The organism is Streptomyces sp. HNM0645, assembly GCF_030056615.1.
Lineage (GTDB): Bacteria > Actinomycetota > Actinomycetes > Streptomycetales > Streptomycetaceae > Streptomyces > Streptomyces marianii.
This window is the reverse complement of the sequence record NZ_JASHLT010000049.1, coordinates 34551-54580: the sequence shown is the minus strand read 5'-3', so window position 1 is coordinate 54580 and position 20030 is coordinate 34551. Positions and strand designations below refer to the sequence as shown.

Below are 20030 nucleotides of genomic sequence, written 5' to 3'. Positions count from 1 at the left end.
CCTCGCCGCGGTGTCGAATCATCCGAATGCACCCGGTATGAGGACGACTCTCGGCCTTGCGATGCACCGCATCCGACGCCGCGCGCCGGTCCCCCGGGGATTGCGGGACAGCCCTTAGGCGTAACGTGGGTGGGGCCTCCGGCGACCCCGGAGGCGTTCCCGGGAGAAGGCCCCGGGACGAGCGCAGTACGAGGACATCTGGGAGGCGGCCGCATGGACGCGGGGCTCAAGCGCGAGCTGGAGGAGAAGGTCCGGGCCGGCGAGCGGCTGAGTCGCGAGGACGGCATCGCCCTGTACGCGTCGGACGACCTGGCCTGGCTGGGCGGCCTCGCGCACGAGGTGCGTACGCGCAAGAACGGTGACGTGGTTCACTTCAACGTCAACCGCCATCTCAACATGACGAACGTCTGCACGGCGTCGTGCGCGTACTGCTCGTTCCAGCGCAAGCCGGGTGAGAAGGACGCGTACACGATGCGCATCGAGGAGGCCGTCCGCCTCGCCAAGGCGATGGAGAGCGAGAACCTCACCGAGCTGCACATCGTCAACGGGCTCCACCCGAACCTCCCCTGGCGCTACTACCCCCGGTCGCTGCGCGAACTGAAGCAGGCGCTGCCGAACGTCTCACTGAAGGCCTTCACCGCGACCGAGATCCACCACTTCGAGACCATCTCGGGGCTGACCGCCTCGGAGATCCTGGACGAACTCATCGACGCCGGGCTGGAGTCGCTGACCGGCGGCGGCGCCGAGATCTTCGACTGGGAGGTCCGTCAGCACATCGTGGACCACCGTACCCACTGGGAGGACTGGTCCCGGATCCACCGCCTCGCGCACGAGAAGGGCCTGAAGACCCCGTCCACGATGCTGTACGGGCACATCGAGGAGCCCCGCCACCGCGTGGACCACGTCCTGCGGCTGCGTGAACTGCAGGACGAGACCGGCGGATTCCAGGTCTTCATCCCGCTGCGGTACCAGCACGACTTCGTCGACATGAAGGACGGCAAGGTCCGCAACCGGCTCCAGGCCCGCACGACGATGGCGACGGGCGCCGAGGCACTGAAGACGTTCGCGGTCTCCCGGCTGCTCTTCGACAACGTCCCGCACGTCAAGGTCTTCTGGGTGATGCACGGGGTGCAGACCGCGCAACTGGCGCTGCAGCACGGCGCGGACGACATGGACGGCTCGGTCGTCGAGTACAAGATCACCCATGACGCGGACAACTACGGCACGCCGAACAAGCTGACGCGCGACGACCTGCTGGAGCTCATCCGTGACGCGGGCTTCCGCCCGGTCGAGCGGAACACCCGCTACGAGGTCATCCGCGAGTACCCCGGCCCCGACGGCGACCGCCGTGAGTCGCCGCAGCCCATGCGCGTCTGACGCACCCGGCCCCGCACCATCCGGCCCGCACGGAGCCGGACCCGAAGGGGTTGCGCCCCGGTCCCACCCGCCCGCGAGGGCGTGCCCGGCCCCTTTCCCGGGGCGTCCGGGCAGGGGCCGGGGCGTTGTTATCGTCGGGCCATGGCTCTGGAATTCACGCTCGATCCGCCCGTCGACCCCGCACTCCGCGACGGGATCCTGGCGCTCTGGACCGACGTGAGCAACGCCGACGGGGCCGTCGGATTCGTACCGCCGGTGAGCACGGAGGACGTGCGGCCCGAACTGGTGCGGCACCTGGTGGCGATGGCCGAGGGGCGGTCGCGGCTGCTCGTCGGGCTCGACGAGGACGGACAGGTCGCGGCCGCCGCGTTCCTCACGTTCAACGCGCACCGGCTGATGCGCCACTGGCTCTGGCTCTACACGGTGATGGTGCACCCCCGGCACCAGGGCAAGGGGTACGGACGGGACCTGCTCGCCGCGGCCGCCGGCGCCGCACGCGGGATGAGCGGGATCGACGCGATACGGCTCACCTGCCGTGGCGGCGCCGGACTCGAGCGGTTCTACGCCTCGTGCGGCTACAAGGAGGTCGGGCGGGTGCCCGACGCGATCCGCGTCTCCGACGGCGACTACCGCGACGACATCACGATGCTGCTCCCGCTGGTGTGATCTTCTCCGGGGTGCCGTCCGGGCCCGGCCCGCCGGAGCCGCCTAAAAGACCACAGTCGGGACGTGCTTCACTGGACGGGCGACTCAGTGAAGGAAAGGGGCCGTCGTGTCCGACAGCAAGACGAGCGCCACGCTCCGGTACACCCTCATGCGGCTCGGCGTCTTCGCCGGCTGCTTCTTCGTCCTGTGGGGGCTGGTGTACCTGCGCGTACTGCCGCGCGGCCTGGGCGACTCCAACCTGCTGTGGGTGCTCGTCCTGTCCGTCCTGATCTCGGCGCCGCTGAGCTTCGTCCTGCTGCGCAAGCAGCGCGAGGCGATGTCCGCGCAGATCGTCGCGAAGGTCGACCGGGCCAAGACCCGCCTGGAGGCCAACCGCACGCGCGAGGACGTCGGGTAGCGCGAGACGGCGTCCGGTGGCCCCACCGGCGGACGTAACCTTCGTCACACCGAAACACCGAAACACCGCAACACCGAACTCCGGGGACCTCACCGTCCCGGCACGGGACCATGTGCTCCCGCGCCGGGGCGGTGCTGTTTCCGGACGTGTGATGGCGTGATCCTGACCCAAAGTCCGGCTTTGAGGATCTCAAAGTTCAAGTGTTAACGTGTGGGCCATGACGACAGCAGCGTGCCCCGAAACGGTCATGAGCCCCCCGCTCGTGACGCGCCTGTATGTCGCCCCGCGCCTCCCCCGCGCATCCCGCCGCACTCGTGCCGGGGGCTCCCCCGGTGCGTCCGCGGTCTGTTGCCGTTCGGTCTGACCCGGCATCACGCAGCGGCTCCTCCCGAGCGAACGGGTGCCGCACCCCCGTCCCCGCCTTTCCGATACGCCTCACCGGAGTGTGTCCGTGTCCGCGAACTCCGCGACGCCCACCCACGCCAGCCGCATACCGAAGGTCCCGTTCTGGGCCCAGATAGTCGCCGGTCTGATCACCGGCGTCCTGCTCGGCTGGCTGGCCCGCAGCCAGGACGTCACCTGGCTCCGCACGACCCTGGAGCAGGTCGGCGACATCTTCGTCCAGCTGCTGAAGCTGGCCGTCGCACCGCTCGTCTTCTTCGCCATCCTGGTGTCGATCACCAATCTGCGGAAGGTCAACAACGCCGCGCGGCTCGCCGGCCGCACTCTGCTGTGGTTCATGATCACCTCGCTGATCGCGGTGGCGATCGGCCTCGCGATCGGCCTGTTCACCAACCCCGGTGCGGGTACCGGTCTCACGCAGCAGGACGGCGAGAAGCCGGAGAAGGCCGGCTCCTGGATCGACTTCCTCACCGGAGTCGTGCCCACGGACGTCATCACGCCCTTCACCGAGCTGAACGTCCTTCAGATCGTCTTCATGGCCGCCGTCGCCGGTGTCGCCGCGCTCCAGCTCGGTGACCGTGCCCAGCCGATCCTCACCTTCAGCGAGTCCGTGCTGGAACTGCTCCAGAAGGCCCTGTGGTGGGTCATCCGGCTCGCCCCGATCGGTACCGTCGGTCTCATCGGGCACGCGATCGCCGACTACGGCTGGGAGCTCATCGGCAAGTACGCGACCTTCACGGCCGACGTCTACATCGGCTGCGCGCTGGTCATGTTCGTTGTGTACCCGCTGCTGCTGGCGACGGTCGCCAAGGTCAACCCGCTGCAGTTCTTCAGGGGAGCCTGGCCGGCCATCCAGCTCGCCTTCGTCTCCCGCTCCTCGGTCGGCACCATGCCGGTCACCCAGAAGGTCACCGAACGCCTCGGCGTCCCGAAGGAGTACACCTCCTTCGCCGTGCCGTTCGGTGCGACGACCAAGATGGACGGCTGCGCCGCCATCTACCCGGCGCTCGCCGCGATCTTCATCGCGCAGATCTTCGACGTGCAGCTCGGCGTCCAGGACTACCTGCTCATCGCCTTCGTCTCGGTCGTCGGGTCCGCCGCCACCGCGGGGCTCACGGGAGCGACGGTCATGCTGACGCTGACCCTCTCCACGCTGGGCCTCCCGCTGGAGGGCGTGGGTCTGCTGATGGCGATCGACCCGATCCTGGACATGATCCGTACTGCGACGAACGTGGCAGGTCAGGCTGTGGTCCCGGTGATCGTCGCGGCCCGCGAGAAGATCCTCGACCGTGACGCGTACGACTCGGCCTCGTCCTCCCCGGTGGACGACGTCGAGGTGCGCGAGCCCGGGCGGAAGGCGGCCGTCCCCGCCGCCGCGTGACGCCGTCACCTCCGTCCGGTGCCGAAGCCGTCCCGACGGGCGGTGCCGTGCCCGTCGGCGGGCCGTGGGTGCGGAGCCGGAGTGCCCGCCCTAGACTGACAAGATCATCGTTTTCGTCCGGAAGCGGGAGATTCGCACCATGTCGAAGCGAGGCAACAAGCGGCGGGCCAGGAAGAAGAGGAAGGCGAACCACGGCAAGCGCCCCAACGCCTGATTCGAAAATCCCCCGTTCCGTGTCCGTAGCCGCTGGTCAGGCAGCTCCTTCTGTTTGGAGGGTGACTTGGTAGCCGAGTTGGTTGAGCTGGCTCACCAGGCGTCGGGTCTGCCTGGCCCGGCCGGTGCGTTCGATGAAGTACTGGCCGCCGAGGTCGGCGTATTCGGCGTCGTGGGTGAACATGTGCCATACGGCGGTGAGGATCGAGTGTTCGACGGCGACGAGGGCTCTCTTCTTGCCGCGGCGGGCGGCGATGCGTCGGTAGCGGGCGGCGAGGTAGGTGTCCTTGGTCCGCGCGGCGCTGACGGCGGCCTGGCCGAGGGCGGCCTTGAGCCAGGGGTCGCCGTGGCGGGTCTTGCCGCTGCCGGTTCTGCCGCCGGACTGGTGGTTGCCCGGGCAGACGCCGGCCCAGGAGGCCAGGTCGGCCGCGCTGGGGAAGCGGGTGATGTCGGCGCCGATCTCGGCGAGGATCACCTGTGCGGCCCGGGTGTCGACGCCGGGGATGGTCACGAGGAGTTCGATGCGGCGGCGAAAGGGCTGCAGCATCACCTCGATGTGCCCGCTCAAGTGGGTCTCGGTGGCGGTGCAGGCGTCGATCCGGTCCAGCATCGCCCGGGCCAGGAAGGCGTGGTGGGCGGTGAAGTTGCCGGTCAGGGCCTCGACGAGGGCGTCGGTCTTGCGGCGCATGCTGCCTTTGGCCAGGTCGGCGAGCACGTGGGGGTCGCGTTCACCGGCGATCAGCGCCTCGAGCATCGCGCGGCCGGAGACGCCGAGGATGTTGGAGACGGTGGCGGACAGTTTGATGCCGGTGTCCTCCAGCAGCTTCTCCAGCCGCTGGGTCTCCCGGGTGCGTTCGCGGACGATCTCGGTGCGGTAGCGGGTGNCCGGCGATCAGCGCCTCGAGCATCGCGCGGCCGGAGACGCCGAGGATGTTGGAGACGGTGGCGGACAGTTTGATGCCGGTGTCCTCCAGCAGCTTCTCCAGCCGCTGGGTCTCCCGGGTGCGTTCGCGGACGATCTCGGTGCGGTAGCGGGTGACGTCCCGCAGCTGCCGGATCGGCTCCGGGGGCACGAACGAGGGGCGGACGAGGCCGTGTTCGACAAGCTTGGCGATCCACTCGGAGTCCTTCACGTCGGTCTTGCGGCCGGGCACCGACTTCATGTGCCGGGCGTTGAGCAGCCAGCACTCCATGTCGTGTTCCAGCAGGTAGAACACCGGCTTCCAGTACACGCCGGTGGCTTCCATGCCGACCACGGTGATGCCTTCGGCGAGCAGCCAGTCCCGCATCGCCANCGTCGGTCTTGCGGCCGGGCACCGACTTCATGTGCCGGGCGTTGAGCAGCCAGCACTCCATGTCGTGTTCCAGCAGGTAGAACACCGGCTTCCAGTACACGCCGGTGGCTTCCATGCCGACCACGGTGATGCCTTCGGCGAGCAGCCAGTCCCGCATCGCCAGCAGCCCCGAGGTCACCGCGGAGAAGGTCCGCACCTCACTGCGGCGCCTCTTGCCGGTGCCACTGGGCACGCGGATGCACACCTTCACGTCGACCTTGCTGATGTCGATCCCCGCGCAGCGTTCGTGGATCACTTCCATCCCGTCGGCACCCCCTCCTGGTATCGGCCGCGAGCACGCGACCGTCCGGCGGGGGTCCGGCAGGCGGAAGAGTCTGATTCACGTGCTCGGAGCAACACATCCGGGTGCCTGTCGGTGGACCCCCAGCGTCCTACTGACCCACGGGCTCGGAACGCGCCAAGGCGTCACGACGTCCGCCGGACGACCACGCACCGATTTTCACGCACACAGGGTGTCGCCGTCAGGCGACCGGATTACTGACCCCTGACGCACTGGCCGCCCGCGCCGATCCGGCGCGGTTCGCCCGAGGACCGGTCCGCGCACCGTGCGGACCGGTCCTCGGCGTTTCCGCCCGGCGGCGGGCCTTAGGCTTACCGAACGGTAGATCGGTGGGCAGGGCGGGGAGGACGTCTGACGTGGATGGTGCGGGTAGGAGCAAGCGGATGCCGCGTGCCATACGGGAGCGGCAGATGCTCGACGCTGCAGTACAGACCTTCGGGCAACGGGGGTACCGCGCGGCGTCGATGGACGAGATCGCCGAGCTCGCGGGCGTGTCCAAACCGCTCGTCTACCTCTACCTGAATTCAAAGGAAGACCTCTTCACGGCCTGCATCCGCCGGGAGTCCGCGGCGCTGGTCGCGGCCGTGCGGGCGGCGGTCGACCCGGGGCTGCCGCCGGACCGGCAGCTGTGGGAGGGCCTCGCCGCCTTCTTCCGGCACACGGCCGAGCACCCGGACGCGTGGGCAGTGCTGCACCGGCAGGCCCGTACGCACGGCGAGCCGTTCGCCGCCGAGGCGGCGGTGATGCGGGACGAGATCGTGGCGTTCGTGACGGGGCTGATCGGGGACGCGGCGCGCGGGACCCGAGGGGGCGGCGAACTTGCCGGCAAGGATGTGGCGGGGCTCGCTCAGGCCCTGGTCGGCGCCGCGGAGTCGTTGGCCGGGTGGGCCAACGACACATCTGGCGTCTCCGCGCGGGACGCGGCGGCGACGCTGATGAACTTCGCCTGGGAAGGTCTGGGCAACCTCATGAAGGGCGAACGCTGGTCGCCGTCCGCCCGATGAGGCGCCCCCCCGGCCCTCGTGGCCGGTACCGCGCAGCTCGACGAGTCCGCCGGCCCGGTTCGCGTCGCCCGTTCCGCCGGCGGCCTGCGCGACGGTTCCGGGAAGCGGCAGCGGTGCCGTCGGCTCCGGGAGGCGGCACCGGTGCCGGCCCTCGCCACGCTCCCGTCCTGGGAGGAGCAGGGGTGCGCCCCAGTGGGCCGTGCGAGGTACGAGGTTCGATGTCGCGGGCCCCAGCCCCGCGGGCCGGGGCCGTCAGCCCTGCCGGAGCCGCCACTCCCGCAGGACGTCGTCCAGGTCGTACGGCCTGCGTCCGAGCGGCGGGCCCGGGGGCGGCATCAGGAGCATCGTGGTGATCTTCTCGTTGATCTCCGTGATGATCCGGCGCACCGCGGCAGCCGAGGGCGCGCGGTACGCCTTCTCCAGTGCGTCCTCGGCCTCCTTGCGCAGGGCGAGGGCGGGAGGAAGGACGGCGATGCCTTCCTCGTGCATCTTGCCCTTGACCCACCACAGCTCGTCGTACGGCGCGAGGTCGTCGGGCAGGGGCTTGCCGAGGCCCGGCAGATCCTCGAACTCTCCGCGCTCCCGCGCGTCGCGGATCTGCTTGTCCACCCACGATTCGAAACTGACGCCCGGGGGTTTGCGCTCCGTCATGCCTCCCAGGGTACGGACGCGCCCGGCCGCCGGTCAGGGCTCTGGGACACTTGAACCGTGCTGATCAGAGAGGCGACCGGGCAGGACTGGGATCGGATATGGCCGTTCTGGCACCGGATCGTGTCCGCCGGCGACACCTACGCGTGGGACCCGGACACCTCCGAGTCCGCGGCCCGCGCCCTGTGGATGGCGCCCTCCCACCGGGTGTTCGTGGCCGAGTCCGAGGGCGGCGCGGTGGTCGCGTCGGCGTACCTACGGCCCAACTACGGCGGCCCGGCCGCGCACATCGCCAACGCGGCCTTCATGGTGGACCCGGAGCAGGCGGGACGGGGCGTGGGCCGGCGGCTGGCCGAGTACGTGATCGACCGCGCGCGGCGGGACGGCTACACCGGCATGGTCTTCAACGCGGTCGTGGATACGAATCCCGCGGCGGGCTTGTGGGAGGCGCTGGGTTTCCGCGTCCTGGGGACCGTCCCGGGTGCGTTCCGCCATCCGGAACACGGCGCGGTGGGGCTGAACATCATGTTCCGGGAGTTGTGAGCAGCCCGGGGCTTCCCCTTCTTTTCCCGTTCACCGCTCCCCGCTCCCCGCCTATTCCCCGCCGGTTTCCGGCGCCTTGTCTCCCGGTTCCGGGTTTCCGGCCGTCCGGGTGACGAAGACCCCTGGACGACGGGTTTCGGAAAAGGCAGGAGCCCCGTCCCGTACGCGAGGTACGGGCGGGGCTCCTTGGGTACTGCTAAGTCGTGCGCGATCGCCGACCCGGGCGCATTAGGCCGGGGTGACGTTCTCCGCCTGCGGGCCCTTCGGACCCTGCGTGACGTCGAAGTTCACGACCTGGTTCTCCTCGAGGGAGCGGAAGCCGGTCGCGTTGATCGCGGAGTAGTGGACGAAGACATCCGGGCCGCCGCCGTCCTGGGCGATGAAGCCGAAGCCCTTTTCAGCGTTGAACCACTTCACGGTTCCGGTAGCCATAAGCCCTCCTTGGGCCAAAGGGTTGCCCTGCTCCAGAACCTGCAAACAAGTCTGAAAACTACAAAAGCCTGCGGGTCACATGCTCCGCAGGCTCTGCACTGCAAGGGAAACCAAACTGCAACTTGCGTCGAGCCTAGCATGCACGGTGTTCTGATGGGTAGAGGGAAAGATCACGTCACCCGGACGCTTGATGCCGCCTTGACATGCTGACGCTCCAGGTGGGGTGCCCCGGCCATTCGAAGGCGTGCTCCCGGGTCTAGCCTCACGATGTGGACAGTCACGCAGAACCCGCAGAACCCGCAGAACCCGCGGAACCCGCGGAACCCGCGGAACCCGCGGAACGCGCGGAACACGCCGAGAACGCCGCCGGCCGCGGCCGCCGCAGTCGGCCCCGCGTCGGTCACATCCAGTTCCTGAACTGCCTGCCCCTGTACTGGGGCCTCGCCCGCACCGGGACGCTCCTGGATCTCGAGCTCACGAAGGACACGCCGGAGAAGCTCTCCGAGCGGCTGGTCGCCGGTGATCTCGATATCGGCCCGATCACCCTCGTGGAATATCTGCGCAACGCCGACGATCTCGTCGCTTTCCCCGATATCGCGGTCGGCTGCGACGGGCCGGTGATGTCCTGTGTGATCGTCTCGCAGCTGCCGCTGGAGCAGCTGGGCGGGGCGCGGGTCGCCCTCGGGTCCACCTCCCGCACCTCGGTGCGCCTGGCGCAGCTGCTGCTCGCCGATCAGTACGGGGTGGCGCCCGACTACTACACCTGCCCGCCCGACCTGGGCGTGATGATGCAGGAGGCGGACGCGGCCGTGCTGATCGGCGACGCCGCGTTGCGCGCGTCGCTGCACGACGCACCGAGGCTCGGGCTGCGGGTCCACGACCTGGGGCGGATGTGGAAGGACTGGACCGGTCTGCCGTTCGTCTTCGCGGTGTGGGCGGCACGCAAGGACTATCTGCGGCGGGAGCCCCGCGTCGTGCGCAAGGTCCACGAGGCGTTCCTGGCCTCCCGGGACCTCTCCCTCCAGGAGGTCACCAAGGTCGCCGAGCAGGCGGCGCGCTGGGAGGCGTTCGACGCGGCACTGCTCGAGCGCTACTTCACGACCCTCGACTTCCGCTTCGGCCCCGAGCAGCTGGCCGGGGTCCGGGAGTTCGCCCGCAGGACCGGCCCGACCACGGGGTTCGCGCCGGACGTGGCGGTCGAACTGCTCGGCGTCTGAGCTCCGCGCCGGCGCCCGGACCCCGGCGCGGGGACGGCTCCGTACCCGGGAGCCGGACGCCGGGACGTCGGGCGGGAGGGCCGGGCGGACGCGACGCCGCGGCCGCCCGGTTCGGGCCGCGACGGGCCGTGGTCAGGGCGTGGGTACGGGTCCCTGCATGTGGCGGCTGATCCACTCGATCGACCCGTCCTCCATGCCCTTCACATACGTCCTGGCGTTGTGCCCGCCGTCCTGGATGAGCTGCAGCCGGGTCTTCACGGGCCCCTTGGTGTGGTCCCGGATGAAGGCCCTTACCTTCCGCAGCGCCGACTCCCTGGTTCCCGCCTGGAACGCCAGGTAGACGTCCGTGTCCTTGCCGCCCGGCTTCGCGCCGAGTGCCCGGGCGAGCCGCTCGGGGTCGTTCGCCGCCCGCTCCGGGGCGTGCCCGGCCCACAGTGGGGAGTCCGGCACGATGTCGGGGCCGGAGGCGATCACCGCCTTGAACCGGTCGGGGTGCTTCAGCACGGACTTCAGCCCGACGAAGGCCCCCGAGGACGACCCCATGAACGCCCAGCCGTCCCGGGACGTGAACGTACGGAAATTGGCGCGGACGAAATCGGGAACGTCCTCGGTCATCCAGGTGCCCATTTTCGGCTGCCCGGGTATGTCACTTCCGTCGTAGTAGTACTTGTCATCCGGATTGAGCACCGGCATCACCACGATGAACGGAAGGCTCTTTCCTTCCTTCGACCAGCGGCTGATGCTGCTCTGCAGCTTCAGGTCGGTGCCCATCCAGTAATTGTTCGGGTAGCCGTTGCCGCCCGGGAGCGCGATCAGGACGGGGAAGCCGCTGTTCGCGTACTTCGGGTCGAAATACTGCTGTGGCGCCCACACCCAGACCTTTCCCGTGAATCCGGACTTCCTGCCTCGCAGCGTGGTGACGCCGATCCTGGTGCCGTCGTCGACGGTGTTCTGCGTGGTGAACTCGGCCTTCGGGCCGGTCGGCATCAGGGTCTTCGCGGCGGCCTCCGCGGCGGCCGCGCCGTCGTTGCCGCCATCCCGGCCGGCGGGGGCGGCGGACGGTCCGTCGAAGGTGACGGGCTCCCCTTCGGCCGAGCACCCCGACGCGAGCGCGACGGCGCCGAGGACGACGGTGGCGATGAGCGCCTTGGACGGCCGTTTCATGGCGTACTCCGTTTGTGCGGTGACAAGCGCGCTTCGCGGGGGTTGCAGGCGCGGTGAGTGGTTTACGACCAGGGAGATGAGAGCCCGAACCGATCGGTTGGTCCCGTACCGGGCCCAATCCCGGTGATCCGGCCCACGCGTTGGGCCTACGCTGCTGGACGGACCGGACGTGCCCCGCAGGCCGCCGTGAAGAGGGGGAGGGAAGCGCATGCAGCCGCTGGAAGCCGGCGAACCACGGGCCATCGGCGCCTACCGGCTGCTGGGCAGGCTCGGCGCGGGCGGAATGGGCCGGGTCTATCTCGCCCGCAGCGAGGGCGGCCGCACGGTCGCGGTGAAGGTCGTTCATCCCCACTTCGCGCTCGACGAGCAGTTCCGGGCACGGTTCCGGCGCGAGGTGGAGGCGGCGAGACGGGTGGAAGGGGCCTGGACGGCGCCCGTCCTCGACGCCGACCCCGACGCGCCCGTGCCCTGGGTGGCCACCGGTTTCGTCGCCGGGCCCGCACTCGGCGCGGCGGTGGCCGTGCACGGGCCGCTGCCCGAGCACACGGTCCGGACCCTGGGCGCCGGGCTGGCCGAGGCGCTGGCCGCCGTCCACGCGGCCGGACTCGTCCACCGCGACGTGAAGCCGTCCAACGTGCTGCTGGCCCTGGACGGTCCCCGGCTCATCGACTTCGGCATCGCCCGGGCCACCGACGGCACGGCGTCCCTCACCGCGACCGGCGTTTCCGTCGGGTCCCCCGGCTACATGGCGCCCGAGCAGATCACCGGCGGGGGAGAGGTGGCCGGCGCGGCGGACGTCTTCTCGCTCGGCGCGGTGCTCGCCTACGCGGCGACGGGCGCCGCGCCGTTCCCCGGCGAGTCCTCGGCCGCACTGCTCTACAAAGTGGTCCACGAGGAGCCCGAGCTGGGCTCCCTCACGGGTGAACTGCGGGAACTCGTCGCCGGCTGCCTCGCCAAGGACCCGGCCGCCCGCCCGGAGCCCACCGCGCTGGCCCGCCGGCTCGCGCCGGCCGGCGCCGGGGCGCTCGTGGCGGCGGGTTGGCTGCCCGGACCGCTGGTGGAGCAGGTCAGCCGGACCGCCGTCCGGCTGCTCGACCTGGAGCCGGCGTCCGCTGAGGACCCGGCGGCGTCCGGGCCCGTGCCGTTCACCAGCCACGCCCTGGGCGTGTTCGGCCCGCCGATCGAGCCCGCGCCCGCCTCGCCGCCTTCCCTGCCGACGCCTCCTCCGCAGCGGGTGCCCGCGGATGCGAAGTCCGGCGGGCGTGTGTCCCTCTCGGTCACGACCCGCCGCGAGAGCGACCGTCCGGGAGGCTCCCGCAAGGTCAGCTGCACCGTGGCCCTCGCCGTGGCCGGCGCGCTCGCCGCGGTGACGGTGGGCGCCGGGGTGCTGCTGGACCTCTTCCCCGGCGGTGGCGGCGGCCACGACGGCACCGCGGCCCGGCCGCCCGCGACCTCGGAGACCGGCGCTCCCTCCGCCGGCGGGACGGGCCCGGCCGAGGTGCCGAAGACCTTCGCGGGCACCTGGGAGGGAAGCATCACGGCGGCCGGACTTCCCGCGGGCACGATGAAGGTCACCATCGAGCCCGGCGGGCGCACCGGGGAGCGGATAGGCACGGCCGAGCAGACCGACATCCTGGGCAACTTCATCTGCGAGGACCTGCTGACCGCCACCCGCGCCGACGCCCGCACCCTCGTCGTCGACGCCCGGCGCGGGCCGCGCAGCAAGGGCATGTGCACCGAGAGCACCAAGGGCCTGCGTCTCGAACTGAGCGGTGGGACGCTGCGGTACGTCTCGGCCGACGCCCGCGCCGGCAACCCGGTCGGCGACCTCACCCGCAGCGGCGGATGAGAGCGGGCCGCCCACCGGCATGCGCGAAGTCCCGGCGGGGCCGGGCCGGGCGTGCCGCCGAGGTGCCGCCGGGGGCCGCGCACAGGCCCTGTCGTAGGCTGGCACGGTCCGGTAACGCCCTGTTCCACCACCGAAAGGTGACACCCCGGTGACCCAGAAGGCCGACCTCCAGTCCGTCCTGGACCGTGCCGCCGAGGGCGGGCGGATCACCCCCGAAGAGGCTCTCGACCTCTACCGCTCCGCGCCGCTGCACGCGCTGGGCGCCGCCGCGGACGCCGTGCGCCGCCGCCGTTACGCCGGTACCGAGCACATCGCGACGTACATCATCGAGCGCAACATCAACTACACCAACGTCTGCGTGACGGCCTGCAAGTTCTGTGCCTTCTACGCCCCGCCCAAGGACACCGCCAAGGGCTGGACCCGCGACCTCGACGACATCCTGCGGCGCTGCGCCGAGACGGTGGAACTCGGGGGCACGCAGATCATGTTCCAGGGCGGTCACCACCCGGACTACGGCGTCGAGTACTACGAGAAGCACTTCGGCGCGATCAAGAAGGAGTTCCCGCAGCTGGTCATCCACTCCCTGGGCGCGTCCGAGGTGGAGCACATGGCCAGGATCTCGGGAGTGTCCGTGGAGGAGGCCGTCCGGCGCATCAGCGCGGCCGGTCTCGACTCCTTCGCGGGTGCCGGCGCCGAACTGCTGCCGGAGCGGCCGCGCAAGGCGATCGCCCCGCTGAAGGAGTCCGGCGAGCGCTGGCTGGAGATCATGGAGGTGGCGCACGGGCTCGGTGTGGAGTCGACGTCCACGATGCTGATGGGCACCGGCGAGACCAACGCCGAGCGTATCGAGCACCTGCGGATGATCCGCGACGTTCAGGACCGGACGGGCGGCTTCCGAGCCTTCATCCCGTACACGTACCAGCCGGAGAACAACCACCTCAAGGGCCGGACCCAGGCGACGATCTTCGAGTACCTGCGGATGATCGCGATCGCCCGGCTCTTCTTCGACAACGTCGCCCACATCCAGGGCTCCTGGCTGACCACGGGCAAGGAGATCGGCCAGCTGTCGCTGCACTACGGCGCGGACGACCTGGGCTCGATCATGCTGGAGGAGAACGTCGTCTCCTCGGCGGGCGCCAGGCACCGCTCCAACCGGCAGGAGATCATCGACCTGATCCGCCGCGCGGACCGCGTCCCGGCCCAGCGCACGACGACGTACGAGCACATCGTCGTGCACGACGACCCGGCGAACGACCCGGCCGACGACCGCGTCGTGTCGCACATCTCCTCGACGGCGATCGAGGGCGGCACGGCGCACCCGGAGCTGAAACTGCTGAACGCCAACTGAGTGCGCCGTGCTGACGATTCACGCGGCGGACCTACTGCTGCCGGGCGGTCCGGAGGCTCCCGTGCCGGGCGGCGCGGTCGCCGTCCGGGGGAGCGCGATCGTCGCCGTGGGTCCCTACGAGGCAGTGGCCGCCGCCCATCCGGGGGCCCGTGTGCGGCGCTGGCCCGGGGTGCTCACGCCGGGCCTGTGCAATCCGTACGGGCCTGAACTGCTGGAGCGGGCCTACCACCCCGACCCTCGCGAGTCCGGCGAGCTGGGCGCCGAGCCGCTCACCGGCGCCGCGCCGGCCGCGCTGGAGATGACGGATGCCCGGTGGGGAGCCAGTGCACGGCGCGGTGCGCAGCGGATGCTGGCGCACGGAACGGTGGCGGTGGCCGGGGACCTCTGGCGCGGCGCGGTGCTCGACGCGGTGACCCGAGCCGGGCTCAGGTGCGTGGAGCGCCTCACGGAGCGGGGAGGACCGCCGTCCCTGGACCCGTTCGCGGGCGGCTCCGTGGCTGAGGCGTTCCTGGTGCCGCTGGGCCCCGAGGGCGGGGAAGCGGACTTCGCCGTCTTCGACGTACCGGTGGGCGGTGACCCCTGCGCCGCCCTGCTCGAGCACGGCGCCCGCACCTGCGTCGCCACCGTCCTCCGCGGCCGGCTGGTGTACCGGCGGCGCTAGTGCTGTGGCCGGTAAGGTTCGCCGGGAAGCTCGCGGCGTACGGTGCGGTGCATCGCAAGGCGGAGGTTCGCCCTCGTACCGGGCGTACTCGGGCGACTCCGACAACGCCGCGAGGTGCCGTGCCGGGCGTCGCGAGCCGGTGACCCCTTCCGGTCACAGCACTAGGTGCTGGGGCGTGCTTCGAAGGTCCCGTCCGGCCGGGGGTGTCCGGCAGGCCCCTCTCGGGCGTTGCCGGTCGTCGGCGCGGCCCCGCTGCGCTCTCCTCCCTCCGCTTTGCGATCGCACGCACCGGATGTCCCCGCCCCGCCCTGCGGGCGGGCGACGCACTCTCGGAACACGCCCTGGGCCGGGTCCGGAACCCATCGGCACGCCCCCGCCGGGCCCGCCGTGGTGTGCCTGAGACAATGGCCGCCGTACCGTCCGCACCCGACACTGCGAGGCCGAACGCCAGTGACCCGCGCTTCCCTGGACAAGCAGCCGCACGAAGTCGCCTCGATGTTCGACGATGTCGCGGCGAACTACGACCTCACCAACGACGTGCTCTCGCTCGGCCAGGACCGGCGCTGGCGCCGGGAGGTCGCCCAGGCGGTCGGGGCACGGCCCGCCGAGCGCGTCCTCGACCTGGCGGCCGGGACCGGCACGTCCTCGCTGCCCTTCACCCGCACCGGCGCGTACGTCGTGCCCTGCGACTTCTCGCTCGGCATGCTGCGCGAGGGCAAGAAGCGGCACCCGTGGCTGCCGCTGACCGCCGGTGACGCGACGAAGCTCCCCTTCCGGGACGACTCCTTCGACGCCGTGACGATCAGCTTCGGCCTGCGCAACGTCCAGGACACCGACCGGGCCCTTCGGGAGCTGTACCGCGTGACGAAGCCGGGCGGCCGTGTGGTCATCTGCGAGTTCTCGCACCCGACATGGGCGCCGTTCCGGACCGTGTACGAGGAGTACCTGATGCGGGCCCTGCCGCCCGTCGCCCGCGCGGTCTCGTCCAACCCCGACGCGTACGTCTACCTCGCCGAGTCGATCCGGTGCTGGCCCGAGCAGGCGGAGCTCGCCGGGATGCTCCAGAAGGCCGGCTGGTCGAAGGTGGCCTGGCGCAATCTGAGCGGCGGGATCGTCGCGCTGCACCGCGGCACCAAGTCCCAGTAAGCCCCCGGGGACCGCACCATGGATTACCAGGCGATCCTCGAGCGGATCGAGCAGGACGTCGCACCGCTGGTCGGCAGCGGCACCCCGGCCGAGTACATCCCGGCCCTGGCCGCCGTCGACCCGCGGCACTTCGGCATGGCCATCGCCGACCTGGACGGAAAGGTCCACGGCGTCGGCGACTGGGAGCGGCCCTTCTCCACCCAGTCGGTCACCAAGGTCTTCGCCCTGGCCCTCGCGCTCTCCCTGGGCGGCGACGGCCTCTGGGAGCACGTGGGCCGGGAGCCCTCCGGCAATCCGTTCAACTCCCTGGTGCAGTTGGAGTACGAGAACGGCATCCCGCGCAATCCCTTCATCAACGCCGGAGCGCTCGTCGTCACCGACCGGCTGCTGACCCTGACCGGGGACGCGAGCAGCGAGGTGCTGGAGTTCCTGCGGCAGGAGAGCGGCAACCCGGAGCTGGCCTTCGACCCGGAGGTCGCCGGGTCCGAGTCCGCGCACGGCGATCGCAATGCCGCGCTGGCCCACTTCATGGCCTCGTACGGCAACATCGCCAATTCCGTTCCGGCGTTGCTCGACCACTACTTCTGGCAGTGCTCGATCGAGATGAACTGCGCCGATCTCGCCCGTGCGGCCCGTTTCCTGGCCCGTCACGGGCTGCGGGCCGACGGCAGCCGGCTGCTTACCCGCAGCGAGGCGAAGCAGGTCAACGCGGTGATGCTCACCTGCGGTACCTACGACGCCGCGGGCGAGTTCGCCTACCGGGTCGGGCTGCCCGGCAAGAGCGGGGTCGGCGGCGGGATCGTGGCGGTCGTGCCGGGGCGGTGCACGCTGTGCGTGTGGAGCCCGGGGCTGGACGGGCAGGGCAACTCGGTGGCGGGCGTGGCGGCGCTGGACCGGTTCACGACGCTGACCGGGCTGTCGGTGTTCTGACCGTACGGGAGTACGTCGCGGGTGGTCGCCGGCCTCGTCCTCAAGGGGCAACCGCTCTGTGGTGAAAGCGCGTTGACGGGAACCGGCGGGTGGGCAAGATGGGTCGTTCACACCGACCGGATCCGATTTCCCCCTGGAGCTCCCCTTGGCGTCGAACTGCCCGTACTGCGGGAACACCTCCCCGGCCGAGGCACGCTTCTGCATGACGTGCGGACGGGAGCGCCCGCAGCCGGCCGCGGCGGCCTCGTACAGCCCCACCTGGGTGGGCCCCGGAGCTCCGCCCCCGGCCGCGTCGCCCGCCGCGGGGCCGGGGCGCAGCCGCGCGCTCGTGTGGGGCGGGACCCTGACGGCGGCACTCGTGCTCGGCGCGGGCACCACCGCGGGCGTGCTGCTGCTCAAGGACGAGGGTTCCGGGCCCGGACCGGGGGAGCGGCCCGCGGCGGCCGTCCCGGCGCGGCCTTCACCGGCCGCCACGAGCCACACGGGTGCACCGCTCGCCAGCCCCGCGCCCGCCCGGACGCCTCCGCCCGCGGCCACGCCCGCCCGGCCCGGGACGCCCCGCACCGGCGCGCCGGGCGGCGGTGACCCCGGTGTGCCCGAGGGCTTCAGGCGCGTGAACGACCCGGCCGGCTTCTCGTTCGCGATCCCGTCCGTCTGGTACCGCCAGAAGGAGGTGAACGGGCAGATCACCTACGCCGGTTCCACGGGGATGTCCCACATCCTCGTCGGCGTGGTGCGGTCCGCCCCGTACACATCCCTGGAGAACCTCACCTCCATCGAGGCCGGGTCCCGTTCGAAGAACGCCGACTACCGGCGGCTGCGGCTGGAGACGAACACCTTCCACGGACGCCCGGGGGCGGTCTGGGAGTACACCTACACGCACGCCGAGTCGGGCGAGACGATCCGCGGCATCGACCAGTCGTACATCGCCGAGGACGGCACCGAGTACGCGATCTACTTCACGGAACGCGACCTGTACTGGGCGGACGCCGCGCACGTCTTCGAGACGGCCCTGTCCACCTGGACCGCGGACCCGGTGTTCGCTACAGGTTGAGCCGGAAGCAGAGCCCCTTGCGTTCGGAGTCCGGAACGGCGTACGTCTCGGAGAGCTCCATGCCCAGGCGCCGGGTCACGGCGATCGACCGCTGGTTGCGGGAGTCGACCATGGCGACCACGGAGGGAACGCCGGCCGCGCGCAGCCGGTCCAGGGCCGTCCGGGCGGCGGCGGTCGCATAGCCGCGGCCCCAGTACGGCCGCGCGAGACGCCAGCCGATCTCGATCTCGCCGACCGGCCCGAACGACTCGTGCGGCCAGGGCTGCGCGCCCGTGAAGCCGAGGACCTCGCCCGCCTCGTCGAACAGCGTCCACAGGCAGAAGCCCCGTTCCGCGTCGTGCCGCCGCTGCCGGGCGGTGAGCTCCTCGTACACGGACACCTCGGCGGACCTGCCCCCGTGGAACTCCATCACCTCGGGGTCGTCGAAGACGCGGTGCCAGGCGAACGTGTCCTCCTCGGTGGGCACACGGAGCTGTACGACGGGGAGAGACGCTGCGGTCATCGCGGGGGAGCCCTTCGGTCGCCGGTCGGTACGCCCCCATAGACTGCACACGACCTGTGCCGCACGGCACGCGAATTCGAGTCTTCGGGAGAACCCGCCGTGACCGAGACGACCCCCTCCGAGCACACCGCAGATGTGATCGTCGTCGGGGCAGGCCCGGCCGGTTCGACGACCGCCTACTACCTGGCCAAGTCCGGCCTGGACGTACTGCTGCTGGAGAAGACGGCGTTCCCCCGTGAGAAGGTCTGTGGCGACGGGCTCACCCCCCGCGCCACCAAGCAGCTGGTCGCCATGGGCATCGACGTCTCCGAAGAGGCCGGCTGGCTGCGCAACAAGGGCCTGCGGATCATCGGCGGCGGTGTCCGGCTGCAGCTGGACTGGCCGGAGCTGGCCAGCTACCCGGACTACGGACTCGTCCGCAAGCGGGACGACTTCGACGAGCAGCTGGCGCGGCAGGCGCAGAAGGCCGGCGCGCGGCTGTACGAGCGCTGCAACGTCGGCGCGCCCGTCATCGACGACCGGACCGGCCGGATCACCGGCGTCCACGCCAAGCTCGGTGAGGAGAAGCGGGAGGTCACCTTCCACGCCCCGCTGGTCGTCGCCGCCGACGGCAACTCCTCCCGGATCTCCCTCGCCATGGGACTGCACCGGCGTGAGGACCGCCCCATGGGCGTCGCCGTCCGCACGTACTTCACCAGCCCGCGGCACGACGACGACTACCTGGAGTCCTGGCTGGAGCTGTGGGACCGTCGCGGCCCCGGGGAGGACCGGCTGCTGCCCGGCTACGGCTGGATCTTCGGCATGGGCGACGGCACCTCCAACGTCGGCCTCGGGGTCCTGAACACCTCGGCGTCGTTCAAGGAGCTCGACTGGCGCGAGGTCCTGAAGGCCTGGTGCGCCTCGATGCCGGAGGACTGGGGTTACGTGCCGGACAACATGACCGGCCCGATCCGGGGCGCCGCACTCCCCATGGCGTTCAACCGACAGCCGCACTACACCAAGGGCCTGCTGCTCGTCGGCGACGCGGGCGGTCTGGTCAACCCGTTCAACGGCGAGGGCATCGCCTACGCCATGGAGTCCGGCCAGATCGCCGCCGACGTCATCGTGCAGGCCCACGCCCGGGCCACCCCCGCCCAGCGGGAACTGGCCCTGCACAACTACCCGAAGGTCCTGAAGGACACCTACGGCGGCTACTACACGCTGGGCCGGGCGTTCGTGAAGCTCATCGGCAACCCGAGGGTCATGAAGATCGCCACGCAGCGGGGGCTGACGCACCCGCTGCTGATGAAGTTCACGCTGAAGATGCTGGCGAACCTCACGGACCCGTCAGGCGGCGACGCGATGGACCGGATCATCAACGGTCTCTCCAAGGTGGCCCCGAAGGCCTGACACGCGGAGCCCGGGGGAGGGCGGGCGTCCTCCCCCGGGCCCCACCCCGGCAGCCTCCCGAGGGGCCGTGAG

At 71.0% G+C, this 20030-nt stretch carries 19 protein-coding genes and 3 pseudogenes; 15 read left to right on the top strand and 7 right to left on the bottom strand.

Translation table 11 applies throughout. The features are described from left to right. Positions 1 to 213 precede the first annotated feature (213 nt). The 5 genes from mqnE (at position 214) to QMZ92_RS36560 (ending at position 4437) form a co-directional block, all read left to right on the top strand. Positions 214 to 1377: an aminofutalosine synthase MqnE gene (gene mqnE, locus QMZ92_RS28455; protein ID WP_283300374.1), complete on the top strand. Its 1164-nt coding sequence runs from the start codon at positions 214 to 216 to the stop codon at positions 1375 to 1377. A 141-nt stretch (positions 1378 to 1518) separates the two neighbouring features. Further along, positions 1519 to 2043: a GNAT family N-acetyltransferase gene (locus QMZ92_RS28450; protein ID WP_283300373.1), complete on the top strand. Its 525-nt coding sequence runs from the start codon at positions 1519 to 1521 to the stop codon at positions 2041 to 2043. Between the two features lie 106 nt (positions 2044 to 2149). Next, a complete protein-coding gene (locus tag QMZ92_RS28445; protein ID WP_138053752.1) occupies positions 2150 to 2440 on the top strand; it encodes a DUF4229 domain-containing protein in 291 nt (96 codons plus the stop codon). 451 nt (positions 2441 to 2891) lie between these two features. Continuing rightward, positions 2892 to 4223: a dicarboxylate/amino acid:cation symporter gene (locus QMZ92_RS28440; RefSeq protein ID WP_283300372.1), complete on the top strand. Its 1332-nt coding sequence runs from the start codon at positions 2892 to 2894 to the stop codon at positions 4221 to 4223. Positions 4224 to 4362: 139 nt separating this feature from the next. Then, on the top strand, positions 4363 to 4437 hold the full coding sequence (locus QMZ92_RS36560; protein WP_106430099.1) for a 50S ribosomal protein bL37: 75 nt from the start codon (positions 4363 to 4365) through the stop codon (positions 4435 to 4437). 36 nt (positions 4438 to 4473) lie between these two features. On the opposite strand, the pseudogene QMZ92_RS28435 reads toward QMZ92_RS36560, so the two are convergent. The 3 pseudogenes from QMZ92_RS28435 to QMZ92_RS36550 form a co-directional block, all read right to left on the bottom strand. Further along, a pseudogene (locus QMZ92_RS28435) lies at positions 4474 to 5319 on the bottom strand (IS110 family RNA-guided transposase); the annotation flags it as partial. A 139-nt stretch (positions 5320 to 5458) separates the two neighbouring features. Then, positions 5459 to 5725, bottom strand: a pseudogene (locus QMZ92_RS36555) (IS110 family transposase); the annotation flags it as partial. A 166-nt stretch (positions 5726 to 5891) separates the two neighbouring features. Next, positions 5892 to 6032, bottom strand: a pseudogene (locus QMZ92_RS36550) (IS110 family transposase); the annotation flags it as partial. 422 nt (positions 6033 to 6454) lie between these two features. Between QMZ92_RS36550 and QMZ92_RS28420 the strand changes: the two are divergent. Then, entirely contained in the window at positions 6455 to 7075 is a 621-nt protein-coding gene (locus QMZ92_RS28420; RefSeq protein ID WP_283300371.1) for a TetR/AcrR family transcriptional regulator, read from the top strand. 252 nt (positions 7076 to 7327) lie between these two features. Here QMZ92_RS28420 and QMZ92_RS28415 read toward each other — a convergent pair whose 3' ends face one another. Beyond that, positions 7328 to 7726, bottom strand: coding sequence for a DnaJ family domain-containing protein (locus QMZ92_RS28415; protein ID WP_283300370.1), 399 nt, complete (start codon positions 7724 to 7726; stop codon positions 7328 to 7330). A 57-nt stretch (positions 7727 to 7783) separates the two neighbouring features. Here QMZ92_RS28415 and QMZ92_RS28410 point away from each other — a divergent pair, with 57 nt between their 5' ends. Continuing rightward, complete coding sequence (locus QMZ92_RS28410; RefSeq protein WP_283300369.1) at positions 7784 to 8266, top strand: GNAT family N-acetyltransferase; 483 nt, start codon at positions 7784 to 7786, stop codon at positions 8264 to 8266. Between the two features lie 228 nt (positions 8267 to 8494). Here the strand turns inward: QMZ92_RS28410 and QMZ92_RS28405 are convergent, their stop codons facing one another. Continuing rightward, positions 8495 to 8698, bottom strand: a complete 204-nt coding sequence (locus QMZ92_RS28405) for a cold-shock protein (protein ID WP_017948713.1) — start codon at positions 8696 to 8698, stop codon at positions 8495 to 8497. Positions 8699 to 9102: 404 nt separating this feature from the next. Between QMZ92_RS28405 and QMZ92_RS28400 the strand changes: the two genes are divergently transcribed. After that, positions 9103 to 9915, top strand: coding sequence for a menaquinone biosynthetic enzyme MqnA/MqnD family protein (locus QMZ92_RS28400; protein WP_283300430.1), 813 nt, complete (start codon positions 9103 to 9105; stop codon positions 9913 to 9915). Between the two features lie 132 nt (positions 9916 to 10047). Here QMZ92_RS28400 and QMZ92_RS28395 read toward each other — a convergent pair whose 3' ends face one another. Further along, the gene (locus QMZ92_RS28395; RefSeq protein WP_283300367.1) at positions 10048 to 11079 is read right to left on the bottom strand and encodes an alpha/beta hydrolase; all 1032 of its coding nucleotides are present in this window, start codon (positions 11077 to 11079) and stop codon (positions 10048 to 10050) included. 208 nt (positions 11080 to 11287) lie between these two features. Here QMZ92_RS28395 and QMZ92_RS28390 point away from each other — a divergent pair, with 208 nt between their 5' ends. From QMZ92_RS28390 to QMZ92_RS28365, 6 genes are all read left to right on the top strand, one after another. Then, positions 11288 to 12928, top strand: a complete 1641-nt coding sequence (locus QMZ92_RS28390; protein WP_283300366.1) for a serine/threonine-protein kinase — start codon at positions 11288 to 11290, stop codon at positions 12926 to 12928. A 148-nt stretch (positions 12929 to 13076) separates the two neighbouring features. Then, the gene (gene mqnC, locus QMZ92_RS28385) at positions 13077 to 14276 is read left to right on the top strand and encodes a cyclic dehypoxanthinyl futalosine synthase (RefSeq protein ID WP_283300365.1); all 1200 of its coding nucleotides are present in this window, start codon (positions 13077 to 13079) and stop codon (positions 14274 to 14276) included. Between the two features lie 7 nt (positions 14277 to 14283). Next, positions 14284 to 14937, top strand: a complete 654-nt coding sequence (locus QMZ92_RS28380) for an amidohydrolase family protein (protein WP_283300364.1) — start codon at positions 14284 to 14286, stop codon at positions 14935 to 14937. A 450-nt stretch (positions 14938 to 15387) separates the two neighbouring features. After that, complete coding sequence (locus QMZ92_RS28375; protein WP_283300363.1) at positions 15388 to 16083, top strand: demethylmenaquinone methyltransferase; 696 nt, start codon at positions 15388 to 15390, stop codon at positions 16081 to 16083. Between the two features lie 18 nt (positions 16084 to 16101). Then, positions 16102 to 17013 carry a glutaminase gene (locus QMZ92_RS28370; protein ID WP_138053743.1) on the top strand — a complete coding sequence of 304 codons (912 nt, stop codon included), beginning with the start codon at positions 16102 to 16104 and terminating at the stop codon, positions 17011 to 17013. A 145-nt stretch (positions 17014 to 17158) separates the two neighbouring features. Beyond that, positions 17159 to 18067, top strand: coding sequence for a zinc ribbon domain-containing protein (locus QMZ92_RS28365; RefSeq protein WP_283300362.1), 909 nt, complete (start codon positions 17159 to 17161; stop codon positions 18065 to 18067). Here the strand turns inward: QMZ92_RS28365 and QMZ92_RS28360 are convergent. Continuing rightward, the gene (locus tag QMZ92_RS28360; RefSeq protein ID WP_283300361.1) at positions 18057 to 18569 is read right to left on the bottom strand and encodes a GNAT family N-acetyltransferase; all 513 of its coding nucleotides are present in this window, start codon (positions 18567 to 18569) and stop codon (positions 18057 to 18059) included. The two genes, QMZ92_RS28365 and QMZ92_RS28360, sit on opposite strands and share 11 nt — an antisense overlap. Before the next feature lie 99 nt (positions 18570 to 18668). On the opposite strand from QMZ92_RS28360, the gene QMZ92_RS28355 reads away from it, so the two are divergent. Beyond that, positions 18669 to 19958 (top strand): geranylgeranyl reductase family protein, encoded by a 1290-nt coding sequence (locus tag QMZ92_RS28355; RefSeq protein ID WP_283300360.1) that lies wholly within the window; start codon positions 18669 to 18671, stop codon positions 19956 to 19958. Positions 19959 to 20030 lie beyond the last annotated feature (72 nt).

Coding starts and splice junctions, on each gene's coding strand:
- QMZ92_RS28360 (WP_283300361.1), bottom strand. CDS start 18,569: ATGACCGCAGCGTCTCTCCCCGTCGTACAGCTCCGTGTGCCCACCGAG.
- QMZ92_RS28415 (WP_283300370.1), bottom strand. CDS start 7,726: ATGACGGAGCGCAAACCCCCGGGCGTCAGTTTCGAATCGTGGGTGGAC.
- QMZ92_RS28405 (WP_017948713.1), bottom strand. CDS start 8,698: ATGGCTACCGGAACCGTGAAGTGGTTCAACGCTGAAAAGGGCTTCGGC.
- mqnE (WP_283300374.1), top strand. CDS start 214: ATGGACGCGGGGCTCAAGCGCGAGCTGGAGGAGAAGGTCCGGGCCGGC.
- QMZ92_RS28390 (WP_283300366.1), top strand. CDS start 11,288: ATGCAGCCGCTGGAAGCCGGCGAACCACGGGCCATCGGCGCCTACCGG.
- QMZ92_RS28450 (WP_283300373.1), top strand. CDS start 1,519: ATGGCTCTGGAATTCACGCTCGATCCGCCCGTCGACCCCGCACTCCGC.
- QMZ92_RS28370 (WP_138053743.1), top strand. CDS start 16,102: ATGGATTACCAGGCGATCCTCGAGCGGATCGAGCAGGACGTCGCACCG.
- QMZ92_RS28420 (WP_283300371.1), top strand. CDS start 6,455: ATGCCGCGTGCCATACGGGAGCGGCAGATGCTCGACGCTGCAGTACAG.
- QMZ92_RS28395 (WP_283300367.1), bottom strand. CDS start 11,079: ATGAAACGGCCGTCCAAGGCGCTCATCGCCACCGTCGTCCTCGGCGCC.